The organism is Duganella flavida (assembly GCF_009857445.1).
In the GTDB taxonomy this organism is placed as follows: Bacteria; Pseudomonadota; Gammaproteobacteria; order Burkholderiales; family Burkholderiaceae_D; genus Rugamonas; species Rugamonas flavida.
The window spans coordinates 1-14404 of the sequence record NZ_WWCN01000014.1; the positions used below are offsets into that span (position 1 = coordinate 1).

Annotated in this window: 5 protein-coding genes; 2 read left to right on the forward strand and 3 right to left on the reverse strand. The window is 62.7% G+C overall.

Going from position 1 to position 14404, the window contains the following annotated elements; translation table 11 throughout:
* The 3 genes from GTP46_RS20645 to GTP46_RS20655 form a co-directional block, all read right to left on the reverse strand.
* On the reverse strand, window positions 1-6431 hold a 6431-nt coding region (locus GTP46_RS20645), incomplete at its 3' end, for a YDG domain-containing protein (protein WP_161008513.1).
* Between the two features lie 128 nt (window positions 6432-6559).
* Window positions 6560-8839: a CHASE2 domain-containing protein gene (locus GTP46_RS20650; protein ID WP_161008514.1), complete on the reverse strand. Its 2280-nt coding sequence runs from the start codon at window positions 8837-8839 to the stop codon at window positions 6560-6562.
* A 9-nt stretch (window positions 8840-8848) separates the two neighbouring features.
* Window positions 8849-10465 carry an HD domain-containing phosphohydrolase gene (locus GTP46_RS20655; RefSeq protein WP_161008515.1) on the reverse strand — a complete coding sequence of 539 codons (1617 nt, stop codon included), beginning with the start codon at window positions 10463-10465 and terminating at the stop codon, window positions 8849-8851.
* Window positions 10466-10671: 206 nt separating this feature from the next.
* Between GTP46_RS20655 and GTP46_RS20660 the strand changes: the two genes are divergently transcribed.
* The gene (locus GTP46_RS20660; RefSeq protein WP_161008516.1) at window positions 10672-11568 is read left to right on the forward strand and encodes an MBL fold metallo-hydrolase; all 897 of its coding nucleotides are present in this window, start codon (window positions 10672-10674) and stop codon (window positions 11566-11568) included.
* Window positions 11569-11588: 20 nt separating this feature from the next.
* Window positions 11589-13901 (forward strand): GspE/PulE family protein, encoded by a 2313-nt coding sequence (locus tag GTP46_RS20665; RefSeq protein WP_161008517.1) that lies wholly within the window; start codon window positions 11589-11591, stop codon window positions 13899-13901.
* Window positions 13902-14404 lie beyond the last annotated feature (503 nt).

Genomic DNA, 14404 nt, shown 5'->3' on the forward strand with positions numbered 1-14404 from the left:
GCGGCATCGGCAGCGGCCTTGGCCGCTGCATCGGCGGCGGCCGCAGCAGCCGCTGCAGCGGCGGCCGAGCCGTCGCTGATGGTCGGCACGGTGCCAGTACCGAACGAGGCGCCGCTGGTGCTGACTGAACCCAGCGGCGCCGACAAGGTGACCGGCGAACCGCTGCTACTGATGTGGGTGCCGGCGCTGGAGGTGATGCTGCCAGTGGCGGCCACCGCCGAAATGCTGCCACCCGCATCCACCGACAGCGAGCCGCCCAACGTGATGTTGGTGCCGGCCGTCATGCCGATGCTGTGGGTGGAGCTGATGGTGGAGCTGCTGCCCAGCACGATGTCGGTGCTGGCTGACAGGCCGATGTCAGTGCCGGTCAGGGTGCTGTCGATGGTGACCGGGCTATGCGCCGTAATCGAAATCGCGCCAGTGCCGGCGCCGCTGCTGTGGGCGGTGATGGTGCCCACCGTGTGGATGCCGCCGTGGTTGTCGATAATGATGTTGCCGGTGGTGGTCAGCGGCCCCAGCAGCAACTCGCCACTGCTGACGATATTGGTCAGCGCGATATTGCCACTGCTGTATATCGTGCCAGAGAAGGCGCCCACGTGGTTGTTGGCGTTGGTCAGGGTGATATTGCCCGAGGCCGACACATCCAGCGTATCGGCCTGCAGCTGGGTGCCGGCGGTCTGCGTCACTACCCCGCCCTCGCTGGCGTTCAGGGTCAGGGCATGCGCAAGGATATTGCCCACTTCGACACTACCGCCGCTGCCGACGCTGACGTCGCCGGCGCTGTCGATCACGCCACCGGTCTGGCTCAGGCTATTCACAGACAGCGAACTGCCGCTGCCGACGCCGCTCACCGTGCCGCTAGTCAAGGCCAGGCTGCTGGCCGACAACCGGCCCAGCACTTCCAGCGTGCCGCCGTTGAGCGTCACCGTGCCGCTGGTGAAGGACGCGTCCGAACTGCTGCCGGTCAGGGTCAGCTTGCCGCCGGTCAGGGTCAGCGGCGTGCCGCCCGAGGTCAGCGTGACCAGCGTGGTGTTGCCGGCCGAGCTGTCGTAGGTGACCAGGCCGGTGCTGCTGCCGAGATCAGCCTTGAGCACATTGGCGCCGTCCGGCGCTACACCGTCGGCCCAGTTGCCGGCGGCGCTCCACAAGCCGGACCCAGTCGCGGTCCAGGTGGCCAGTGCGCGCGCCGTGATGTCGCCGGTCACGGTGGGGGCCAGCACGTAATTGCCGGCGTCGTAACCGGACAGGCTGAGTGCGCTGCCGCCCACCGTCACCAGCTTGCCGACGCCGACGTTTTTGTCGGCATAGGTGGCGCTCGATCCGCTCGACACCAGCGACACATCGTCCAAGCCATCGAAGCCCAGCACGCCGTTCAACGCCGCACCGGAGAAGGTGCCCGTGCTGCTGTTGTTGTACGGTCGGCTGGCCAGCGTCACCGTCAGCGTGGCCGGCGTGATGCTGGCTGCAAGCTCGGACGGCACGCTGCCGATGCTGTAGTTGCTCGCGTCGCTGCCGCCCAGCGTCACCAGACCGACAGTCACCGGCTTGGCCGTGCCGACGTTTTTGTCGCCGAAGGTGGCACTGGCGCTGACGATGTAGACATTGTCGCTGCCGAACACCCCGCTCAGCGTGCCGCCGCTGACGTCGGCCTTGCGGCCGTAGGTGCCGGAGGCCGGATCATAGCTGGTGTTATAGACGCGGTCGCTGGCGCTCATGCCGGTAATGCCGAGTAGCGCCGGCGTGATCTCGCCGGTCAGGCCGGTGGGCGCCAGCGCCACGTAATTGCCGCCGTCCGTGCCGCCAAAGCTGAAGCTGGAGGCATAGACCGTCACCGCTTTGCCACTGCCGACATTCTTGTCGACGAAGCTGCCGGAGCCGCTGCCCACCAGGCTAACCGTGACCACATCGCTGCCCAGCGCGGTCACGCCAGGCGTGCCGGTCAGCGTGGCGTCCACCCCGCCGTTGTAGCTACGGCTGTTGACGGTCACGCCGCTCACCAGCAGCGGCGCTGGATTGATGGTACCAAGGCCGGTGACACTGCCCGCGCCGGCCAGCGTGTAGTTGCCATAAGGGTTGTCGGTCAGCGTGAGGTCGCCCAGCGAGAGCGACTTGCCACTGCCGGCGTTCTTGTCGCTGAAGTGGATGGTGGTCGACAAGCCTAGCGTGTCGGAGCCGACCAGGTTGGTGAACGCGATGTCGGGAGTGCCGCTGAAGCTGTTGTTGCCATCGTAGGTCTTGGTGGCGCTGATGGTGGCCGTGACCGGGCGCGGATCGATGGTCAGCGTGGCGCTGGCGCCGGAGTAGCTGATGTCGTACTTGGTCGACCACAAGCCGCCCAGGTTGTAAGTACCGGCATTGACCGCATCGCTAAAGCCCACCGTGCCGTGGATCTCGCCCGGCAGCGTGCCAGTGCTGCCGGTGAAGCTGCCCGGTTCGCCGTCGTACACCTTGGTGCCGCTGCTGGCGTCGGTGACCGAGACGTTGTATGGCGTCAGGAAAGCTTTCAGCATCGGCATGGTGTGACCGTCGTAGATGCGCCATGGTGGCGCTTCGGTAAAGTCGAAGCCCACAAAGCTGCTTTGCTGAAGCATTTGCGTCGCCGTCAAGGCCACGCCGCCAGCGCCGTCGCTGCTGGTGCCGGCCGTGTCGAGATTGAAGTAGCCATTGGTGAGCGTGCCGCCATCCGTGGCGCCGATCAAGCCGTTGTAGCCGCTGAAGCTGCCCGGCGTAACGGTACCGGTGCTGTACACATTGCTGATGCTGCCACCGGACAGTTGGCCAACCAGCCCGCCGATATTGGCGTGGGATGCAGCCCCGCTCTCGGTATTGCCGGTCACATTGCCGGCGGCGTAGGCATTGCTGATGGTGCCGCCGAGATTACGCCCGACCAGCCCGCCAACATTGCCGCCGCCATTGACCGAGCCTGCCGCATACGACAGCGTCAGCGTACCGCCATTGTTATCGCCGACCAGACCGCCGGCGATGTCGCCCGAGGCGTGCACCGAACCTAACGCGTAGGAACGGGTGATGGTGCCAGTCGCGGAATCGCCTACCGCATTGGTGCCGACCAGGCCGCCGGTGGACGAGGTTACGGTACTGTTGACGCTGGCGTCCGACCATGCATCGCTGATCTGCCCACCTTTATTCAGTCCAACCAGCCCGCCGATGTGGGCGGAGCCGCTACCGCTCACCGTGCCGCTGCTGTGCGAGTTGCTCACCAGCCCGCCGTTACGGCCGATCAGTCCGCCAGTCTGGCTAACGCCGCTCACCGTGCCGCTGACGCTGATGCCACTGATATAGCCTATGCCTTCGGACACCATGCCGGCCAGCGCGCCGACGTTATAGTTACCCTGAACGTTGACGTCGCTCAGCGTCAGGTTGGTAATGGTGCCGGTATCGACTGTACCGAACAGGCCGACATTGATGGTGCCAGGACGAATGATGCTGAGACCGGAAATGGTGTGGTTGGCGCCATCAAACACGCCGGTGAACACGCCGCTGCTGGCGATCGGCTTGAAGCTGTTGCTCCAACTGGCCGTGGCGCTGGCGTTGATATTATTGTTCAGCACATAGGCATTGTAATTGGCCAGCGTAGCCGCGCCCTGCAGGCCATATACGTCGGCCAGCTGGAACGGCGTTGCGAGGTCGCCAGTGCCGCCTTGTACGCGCAGGAAGGAGCCGCCGGTCAGCTTGAAGTCGCCCACACTGAAGGAAGGCAGCGAACTGGCGTTCTGCACCCAATTGCCGTTGAGCAGTTCAAACGCACTTGCCGAGACCGCAGCGCCGGCGGCAATGGTGCCCGGTGTGCCCAGGGTCAGCTTGCCGGTGGTGGTCAGCGCCGACGATAGTGTGATGTTGTTCTGCGCCGTCAGCGTCAAGGCCGATGAGATCGACATCGGCGCGCTGATCACGATGTCGCCAGTGCCGGTGTGAGTGCTGTTGATGGAGATCGACAGGTTGCTGGTATGTGCGCTATTGAGATCGGCGTTGGTCAGCGCCAGCGTGCCGGACGGCGAGCCGGTCGCGCCGAGATCGACCGGGTTGCCGGTCTCCAGCCCCACCGAGCTGGCGGTCAGCGAGCCGCCGTCCAGCGTCATGCGGCCGGCGAAGATGTTGATGCCCGAGCTGGAGGTTACCGTGCCGGCATTGGTCATGCGGGCATCTCCTCTTGGCAACGTCTGCAGGCTGATCACGCCCGGCGCCGACAGCGTCGCGCCGCTGTTGATGCCGAGGTTGCCCGCCTGCGTTTGCAGCAGCAAGCCGCCGCCCAGCGTCGAGCTCAGGTTGAGCGCGCCGTTGACCGTCAGCGTACCGGTCGCGGCGGGATTGCTGAACGAGGCGCCGATCTGCAGCAAACCGGTGCTCGGCAGCGAGATGCGCTGCAATTCGGCCTGGCTCAGGCCCAGCGTGCCGGTGGCGTCTGCCGCGCTGCCACCGATCAGCACGGCGATCGAGTCCTGGTAAGGCGTCAGCTGTACCGCATGGCTGGCGGAGCCGCTGATGCTGCCGTCCAGGCTCATCTTATCGGCGGTCAGGATCACGTCGCCGGCTGCGGCGCTGACGCTGTGACCGCTGGCGATGCTGAGCGTGCCGTTGGCTTTGCTCGACGCCAGCATCATGCTGGTGCCGGCCGCGACATCGCCGCTGATGGCGAGATCGCCGTTGTAAGCATTGATGGCCACCGAGCCACCGGCTGTGGCGTTGTTCAGGTTAATGTTAACGGCAGTCAGCTTGGCGTTGCCGCTGGCCGCGTTCAGGCTGGCGCTGCCGCCGATGGTGTTGGCGTTGTTATCGAGCGTGATGCTGCCGGCAGCGATGGCGTTGAGGTTGGACACGGCCAGCGCATCGATCGGACTGGTGGTCTGGACGATGCTGCCGCCCGCGTTCAGGTTGAGCGCACCGTTGATGCCAGTGATCGACGATTTGAGCTGGATATCGCTGTCCGCATGCAAGGTCAGGTTGCGCGAGGTGGTCCATAGCAGGGGACTGAGCACGCTGATCACGCCGGTGCCGCTGCCGCTGGCGTTGGCGGTGCTGATGGTGACATCGGTGGTCAGCAGCGTGGTTTGCAGTATGCCGCTCAGCAGCAGCGAATCCTTCACCGATGCCGTTTCCAGGAAGACGCCGCCGCTCACCGGCAAGGTACTGCCGATTTCCATACCGGCCGCGCGCGCCGTGCTGGCGTCCAGCGCGATGTAGACGTCGCTCGGGTCCAGCAGCAGCGAACCGTTAGCGCCGTGCGGCGCGCGCGTATCGACCTGGCCCTGCATGTCGAGATAATGGCCGGAGGTTTCGACCATGCCGCCGTTACCACCGGCCGCACCGCCGCGCGCCGAGATGGCGCCGAACACCTGCGTGGCCGCATCGCTCCACACCACCACTTTGCCGCCGTTGCCGCTATCGAGCGCATCGGCACGGATCACCACCTCCTTGCCGACGTAGGCTTGCTGCGCATTCATCACGGTTGCGTTCTTGCCTTGATAATCGCCACCGACCAGCACCGTGCCGCCGCCAGCTGCACCGCTGGCGTCCACCACGGCATTACCGGTCAGGCCGACCTGCGCGCCCAGTAGCACGATATCGCCGCCAGTATTGAGGTTGCTGCCGGTGGCCGTGGTCTGGCTGCCCGCTTCCACCAGCTCAGTGCCGCTGGCCTTGAGCACGATCTTGCCGTGCTCGCCGCGCACCGCGCTGTTGGCATTAATCACGCCACGCTGGTTGACCAGCGCACCATACACGCCAACGCGCCCGCCCTGCGCCACGATTTGGCCGAGATTGATGGCCTGCGCCGACGGCGCCGACACCACCACCTGCACATTCGGATCGGCCGAATCGAACAGCTGAACGCTGTGGCCTGCCGCCAGCACCACGTCGCCGTTGGGGGAAGAGATGATGCCGCTGTTTTCCACCGCTGGCGCCAGCAGGAAAATCTGCCCGCCTGACGGCGTGGTGATTGTGCCTTGGTTGCTGACCTTGCCCGCACTGGCGGCGCCGTTGAAGTTGTTTTTCCCAGCCAGGAAATCGGCGTTGGAAATATTCAGGCTAGAGGCCACCACGCCGTTGACGTCCACGCGCGAACCGGCGCCGAAGATTACGCCGTTCGGGTTAATCAGGAACACCTTGCCGTTCGATTGCAGCGAGCCGAGGATCAGGCTCGGGTCCTGCCCGGTGATGCGGTTCAGCACCTTGCTGTCGGCGCTCTGCTGGACAAAGCGCGTCAGCTCGTCAGCCCCGATCGAAAAGCCCTGCCAGTTGATGATGGCGTTCGGCGTGTTGGTGATGGTGTAGGTCTTGCCCTGCTGACTGAACGTGGCTTGCCCCGCCACCACCGTAGGATTAATCGGCGCCGCATACACGCTGCTGTAGCAGGCAGCAACCAACACGGCAAGCGCTTTACGGCGCAACTTGAGGGAGCGGGTAGTAGCGTTCATGGCGACATCCAGAAAGATAGCCAATGGGAAACTTACATTCTAAAAGTTTAATCCCGTTTGACCAGCTCGCTACCATTTTTTTGGAAAACTGTGGCTGCCTTATTCCCAGATCATGATTGCCAAAACCGCTACTTGGTTTCGAAGGTAGTGACGCCATCCCAGCCCTCGCCCGGCGGATGCTCGCGATAATAAGCGATACGCTCGACGTACAGGTGGTACAGGCCGCGTTGCGGCGACAGCGCTTGCAGCTCGGCGAGGATGGCCGAGGCGTCATCCCAGCGTTGGGCGCGCACGGCGGCCAGTGTCTCATGCCAGCGCTGCACTTCGTGCCTGGCGTCGTCGCCGGTGTCCTGCACCAGCGCGAGCGGCTCGAAGATCGCCACCGGTTCGTTCTTGCCCTTCACGCGTACCAGGTCGAGTTCGCGGTAGGTGAATTCCGGCGCAGCGGCGCGCGTGCTCTCGCCCACCGCGATGCCGACGCCATAGACTTTGGTGATGCCTTCCAGCCGCGAGCCAAGGTTCACCGCATCGCCCATCACCGTGTAGGCGCGACGGATGTTGGAGCCCATGTCGCCCACGTGCATCATGCCGGTGTTGAGGCCGATGCCAATTTTCAGTTCCGGCCAGCCGCGCGCGATGAAGTCCTGATTCAAGCGCTTGGCTGAAGCCTGCATCAGCAGCGAGGTGGCGACGCCGCGGCTGGCGTGGTCGTCAAAGGCCACCGGCGCGCCCCAGAACGCCATCACAGCGTCGCCGATGTACTTGTCCAGCGTGCCCTGGTGGGCGCTGCGTATGTCTTCCGACATGGCCGTCAGGTAGAGGTTGATGTACTCGCGCAGCGCTTTCGGCGTCAGCCCTTCCGAGATGGTGGTGAAGCCGCGCACGTCCACGAACATGACGGTCAAGTCGCGGCTTTCGCCTTCCATGTTGTACTTGTCGGGATCGTCGACCATCTCGGCCACCAATTCCGGCGCGACGTATTCACCGAACAGCGATGCGACGGCTTTACTCCGGCGTACCTCGAAGAAGTAGCCCCACACCATGTTGAGCCCGAACACCAGAATAATGACGATATTGATCATCGCCAGATTGAGGATCAGGTCTTGCTCGCTGTACATGTAGTAATTAAAGCCCACCGCCGCCGCCAGCGCCGCAGCGCCCAGCAGGCTCGCGCGCAACGGCGACAGCGCGGCCAGCGCAAAGCTCAGCGCAAAGCCGGCCAGCAGGATTTCGCCAGCCTCGGCCACGAAAGCCCAGTACGGCCGCGACTTGAAGCGGTTGTCGAGGATGGACTTGATCAGGTTGGCGTGGATCTCTACTCCCGGATACTCGGGATTGACCGGCGTGGCCCGCAAGTCGACCAGGCCCGGCGCCGTGGTACCGATCAGCACCACCGTGCCATTCAGCAGTTCAGCCGATGCGCGGCCGGTCATCACATCGGCCGCCGACACGTAGCGGAAGGTGCCGCCGTGCGGACCGCCGCGGCCACGGTATTGCACCACCGTGCTCATCGCCTCGCCGACCGGGATCACGCGCTGCTTGCGGCCTGGCAGCAAGATGGTCAGGGCGTCGAAGCCGCCGCTGTCGAGCTGGCTTTGCGAGAGGTCATCGGTGGTTTCCGTCATCAGCGGCTTGACCGCCAGCGCCTTCAGGTACAGCGAGGCGGTGGCCAGCGACAGTGATGGGTAGTAGTCGTCGCCCACTTGCTGGATCAGGTAGGCGCTGCGCACAATGCCGTCCGGGTCGGTCACCACCGAGAAGCTGCCGGCGCCGGCGGCGGCCTTGGTCAGCACCGGCACGTTGGCTTCGTAGCCGGGCGCATTGTAGGCCACCAGCTCGCGGCCGTTGAGGTCGGACTCCGAGAACAGCGGCTTGGGCAGCGCGCCCTTGATCTGGTCCGGCGATAAATTGAAACCGAGGATGGCCGGCTTGCCGGACAGCGCACTGGCAAACACGCCGTCATAGTCCAGCATCGGCTTCAGGTCTTGCAGCCGCTGGCGCAGCACCGGCACGTCTTTCAGCTCGGTGTTGGAGAGTTTTTCCAGCACGTTGTAGCCGGACGAAGTGTCCGGCTCGGGAAACGAAATATCGTAGCCGACCGCCGCCACCTTGTAGTGATCGACCAGCTGCGAAATCAGGGTGGCGTGGACATTGCGGCTCCACGGGAAGCGGCCGAACTCGGTCAGCGATTTGCCGTCGATGTCAACGATAACAATGCGCTTGTCGAGCGCGGCTGGTTCCAGCTTCATGCGCTCGCCGGCCCACAGATTGTCCAGCCGCGCTACCGTGTCATTGCTGAACAGCGCCAGCGAGTAAGCCACGCCGACCGCTGTGATGAGGATGCCCAGCAGCCAGCGCCAGCCGTACTTGGAAAGGATCTTGGTGAGTTTGGCTGGCAGCAGGCGCACGCGCTGTCCTTACGGCGTATAGCCAGGAATCTTGGCTTCGTCGATGGCGTCGATCTGTTTTTCGTCCATGTTTTTATGGGCGAATTCCATGTAGATTTTTTTGCGGATGAAGATGTCGAACAAGTCCGGATCGATGTGACCGTTGAGCGCGAAGTTGCCCAGGATGCGCAGCGACTCGGTCAGCATTTTGCCCTTCTTGTAGGGACGGTCCTTGGCGGTCAGCGCTTCGAAGATGTCGGCAATCGCCATCACCCGCGCCTGCACCGACATCTGGTCCTTGGTCAGGCCGCGCGGATAGCCTTTGCCATCCATGCGCTCGTGGTGGCCGCCGGCGTATTCCGGCACATTCTTCAGGTGCTTCGGCCACGGCAGAGCTTCCAGCATCTTGATGGTCATCACGATGTGATTGTTGATTTCCTTGCGCTCGGCGTCGGTCAGGGTGCCGAACTTGATGGTCAGGTTCATCAACTCGTTGTCGTCGAAGAAGGCACGCTCGGCGCCGTCCGGACCGGTCCAGCGATGCTGGGCGATGGCGCGCACGCGGTCCTGGTCTTCCGGCTTCATGCCCTCGCCGCCGATGTTGGCGACACGGATGAAATCGCGCTCGGCACGCAGCGCGGCCTGCTGCGCCGCCAGTTCTTCATCGATGGCGGCGGCATTGGCGCCCGGCTCGAATTTGCGCTTGAGGGCGGCGATTTCAGCATCGCGCAGCAGCACTTCAAAGCGCGTGTCGATGACGGCGATGCGGTCGAAAATGGTTTCCAGCTTGGTGGCCTTGTCGACCACGTGCACTGGCGTGGTGATTTTGCCGCAGTCGTGCAGCAGGCCAGCCAGCCACAGCTCCTTGCGGTCGGCGTCGGTCATGCGGAAGCTGGCCAGCGGGCCGGTCTCCGTCTCGTGCACGGCCTCCGCCAGCATCATGGTAAGCTCCGGCACGAATTGGCAGTGGCGCCCCGTGTACGGCGATTTCTCGTCGATGCCAATGTTGATCAGGTTGACCAGCGACTCCAGCAGTTCTTCCAGCTGGAAGATCAGGCGCTGGTGGGTCAGTGCTACCGCCGCCTGCGCCGCCAGGGCTTCGATGAAGCGCTGGTCGGTCTGGGTGAAGGCGACGATTTCGCCGCTCTCTGGATCTTTGGCGTTAATCAGCTGCAGCACGCCCACCAGTTCGCCTTCGTGGTCGCTCATCGGCACCGTCAGGAAGGATTGCGAATGGTAGCCGCGCATCTGGTCGAACTTGACCATGCCGGAGAAGTTGAACACGTCAGCCTTGTACACATCCTCGATGTTGACCGACAGGCCGAAGTGGGCGGCATAGGCTGCCACGGCCGACAGGTTTTTCTCGCCCAGCTCGTCGTACAGCGGCACGCCGCCAGCCACCGGCACGCCGCTGGAGCCGCCCTGGTGGATAGCCAGCGTATCGTTGAGCAGGATGTGGAAATTCAGTTGCTGCATATCCTCGCTGGGACGATACAGGGTGCCGCCGTCCGCATTGGTCATGCCTTTGGCGACCATGAGGATACGCTCCAGCAACGAGTCGGTATCGTGATTGCTGCCGAGCTGGACACTGAGTTCAGTCAGCTGATCCAGGCGCGCTGCGATTTGGATTTGATTCAACTCTTGCATGGTTGTTGGTTTTGACAACGTTTTGGACGGGGCGCAACAGTGCGCAATTGGCAAGCGTAGTTTAAGAGTGTAGCCCTAGCGCAAGCTGTTGTACATCAGGAAATGGCTGATGCGACGAATTTGCATCGGCTTTTCCCTGTAAAAGAAAAAAAAAGCTATTATCGAAGGCAACAAACAACAAAAAAGCGATGATCAGGGAATTGCGTATGAAATTCAAATTTTGGGGAGTCCGGGGTTCCATTCCCTCCCCCGGTCCGCGCACGGCGCGCTATGGCGGCAACACCACCTGCATCGAAGTGCGTACCGATAACGACACCCTGATCGTGATCGATGGCGGCACTGGCTTGTTCGCGCTGGCGCAATCGCTGATCCAGAATAAAACCAGGCCAATCCACGCCAACATCTTCATCACCCACAGCCACTGGGATCACATCCACGGCCTGCCCTTCTTCACACCGCTGTTCATCCGCGACAGCCGCGTACGCCTGCATGGCGTGACCGATCCGGTGACCGGCAACGGCATCGAACACGTGATGGGCGTGCAGCTGCAGAACAGCTATTTCCCGGTCAGCGAAACCCAGATGGATGCCACCATCGAATACCAGACGCTGCAAGTGGACCAGCCGATCAGCGTGGGCGACGCCACCGTCAGCAACGTGGTGATGAACCATCCGGTGACCGACCTCGGCTACCGCATCGACTGCAACGGCCGCTCGCTGTTCTTCACCGGCGACCACGAGCCGCACTACAACATTCACCCGGCCGATCATCCCGAGCACGCCGCCTACGCGCAATGGATGGCAGAGCGCAACGCCGCCATCGACGCCGTGGTGCAAGGCGTGGATGCGCTGATCGTCGACTGCTCCTACACCCGCGAAGAGTATCCAGCCAAGCAGGGCTGGGGCCATGGCACCTTCGATTCGGCCTTCGCACTGGCGCTGCGCACCGGCGCCAAAGCGCTATACTGCACCCACCACGAACCGACCCGCAGCGACGACGAACTGGAAGCCGTGTTCGCCGATGTCATGGCGCGCCACGCCCCGCTGCTGGGCGACTTGAAGGTGTTCCTCGCATACGAGGGTATGGAAGTCCAGCTCATGTAGTCTGACTTAGCGGAGTGATCATGAATGACGCCGGCGTACGACCTACTGATGTCGATCTGCGGCTGGCGTTTTTCCAGAAGCTGCAAACCGTCACCACCAAGATCCACGCGACCAGCAACCTCGATGAAATCATGCTCGACCTGGGCATGGAATTCTGCGACCTGTTCAATTGCGACCGCTTCACCTTGTATGCCTTGGATACGCAAAAGGATCACATCGTCTCCAAAGTCAAAACCGGGCTGACCTCATTCCGCGACCTCAAGCTGGCGATCACGCCGGCCAGCATTGCCGGCTACGTGGCGCTGACGCGCAAAACTATCAACCTGGCCGACGTCTACGATCAGAATGAACTGGGCCGCTACTCGCCGGAGCTGCGCTTCCAGCAAGGCGTGGACCAGCGCACCGGTTATCGTACCAAGCAGATGCTGGTGGCGCCGCTGATCTCGGTGCAATCGCGGGAGTTGCTGGGCGTGGTCCAGTTCATCAACAACCGCGACCGCGTGCCCTTCTCGACCATCGCCGAGGACGGCGTGAAGGAATTGTGCGAGACCTTGTCGGTGGCCTTTTCGCAGCGCATGAAACCACCGCAGATGGTACGCACCAAGTATGACGGCCTGGTGACCGAGGCGATGATCTCTGCGCAGGAGCTGGAGGCCGCCACGCGCAGCGCGCGCGCCAAGGAAATCGATATCGAGGATGTGCTGATCGATGAGTACGAGATCAAACCGGCGGCGATTGGGGTGTCGCTGGAAAAGCATTTTGGTGTGCCGTATGAGCACTTCCGTCCGGATCGTTTGAAGCCGGTGGAGCTGTTGAAAAACCTCAAACGCCAGTACGTGGAAGAGTCGGGCTGGATGCCGCTGGAGGACAGCAAAGAAGGCTTGCTGGTGGCGGCGCTGGATCCGGAACGGGTGGCGCACACCCACATCGTCGAGCAGATCTTCCCGCGCGCCAAGCCGGTGTACCGCGTCACCTCGCACCGGGAGTTCCGGCAGATGGTGGAACTGTTCTTTGGTCTCGGCGATAACGGCAGCGTCGGTGACCTGCTGTCCGGCATGGACGACGTCTACGATGAGGATGGCGAGAGTTCGGGTGAGGTGTCGGAGGCGGTGGAGAATGAGCTGGTCAAGCTGCTCAACAAAATCATCATGGATGCTTACCGGCAGGGTGTATCAGACATCCACATCGAACCGCTGCCGGGCAAGGGCAAGACTGGCATCCGCTTCCGCAAAGATGGCTCGCTGGTGCCTTACATCGAGATCCCGGCCAGCTACCGCGCCGCCTTGGTGGCACGGGTGAAGATCATGTGCGACCTCGACATCTCCGAACGCCGCAAGCCGCAGGACGGCAAGATCAAGTTTAAAAAATACGGCCCGCTGGATATTGAACTACGGGTGGCGACCATACCGTCATCCGGCGGCGTGGAAGATATCGTGATGCGGATTCTGGCGGCCGGTGAACCGATCCCGCTGGACAAGCTGGGCGTGTTGCCATTCAATCTGGAACGCTTGCGCGCGACAGTGAGCAAGCCCTACGGCCTGTTCTTCGTCTGCGGCCCGACCGGCTCAGGCAAGACCACCACCCTGCACTCAGTGCTGAATTATTTGAATACGCCAGACACCAAAATCTGGACCGCCGAAGACCCGGTCGAAATTACGCAGAAGGGCTTGCGGCAAGTGCAGGTCAACCGCAAGGCCGGGCTGGATTTTTCGACGGTGATGCGAGCGTTCTTACGCGCTGATCCGGACATCATCATGGTCGGCGAGATGCGTGACAAGGAAACCGTCAGCATGGGCATTGAAGCTTCGCTGACCGGGCACCTGGTGTTCTCGACGCTCCACACCAACAGCGCGCCGGAATCCATCGTGCGGCTGCTGGACATGGGTATGGACCCGTTCAACTTCTCTGATGCGCTGCTGGGCATCTTGGCGCAGCGCCTGGCTAAGCGCCTATGCGGCAAATGCAAGCAAGCCTATGAGCCATCTGAGGCCGAGCTGGACGCACTGCTATCCGAATACTGCGAAGACTTGCTCGACAAGTCGACGATCCTGGCGCGCTGGCGCGAGCAATATACCAAGGACGGCAAGTTCACCGTGTACCGCGCGGTCGGCTGCGACGAGTGCAACAAGGGCTACAAAGGCCGCGTTGGTTTGCACGAGCTAATGCTGGGCACTGACAAGGTCAAGAAACTACTGCAAGAACACGCGCGCGTCGCCCAACTGATCGCCGCTGCCCTGGAAGACGGCATGCTGACCCTTAAAATGGACGGCATTGAAAAAATCCTGCTCGGGATCACCGACATCAAGATGGTGCGGGCAGTTTGTATCAAGTGACCGCGTGGTTTATTTCGACGATCGGCCAGAGCGCGCAAGCGTGCCAGGCCGGCTTTCAGATTATAGGAGCGGCCATCCAGCATCGCACTGACCAGCTGCGTAGCCATCGCCAGCGCAGGCTCAGCGGCAACAGAAGGCAGCACCAGCCGATAACGTCCCTGCATGCCCGGCACGATGCCGACGAAGCCTATCACCACCTCATTCAGCGCCAGGCGGCGTAACTCGATAGCAGTTTGCTGCACCAGCTCCACCACGCGTGGCACAGCGTCAGCACGTTTACCAATGACGCCGCGCAAACGACGCAGTCCGGGCAAGGCGTTATACAGGTGTGCCTGCAGCGTCTCTGTTGCCTCGGGCGTGACGGGGGCGAGTTCCAGGATGCTGAGCAAGCACGGTTCGGAGGAATAGCGGTTGCCGCTTTCCAGATAGCGTTGATCGATAATTTTCATGGACCAGATTGTGCGCTTGTCCGCGTCCGCGCGGAAGCAGCCTCCAGCGCAAGC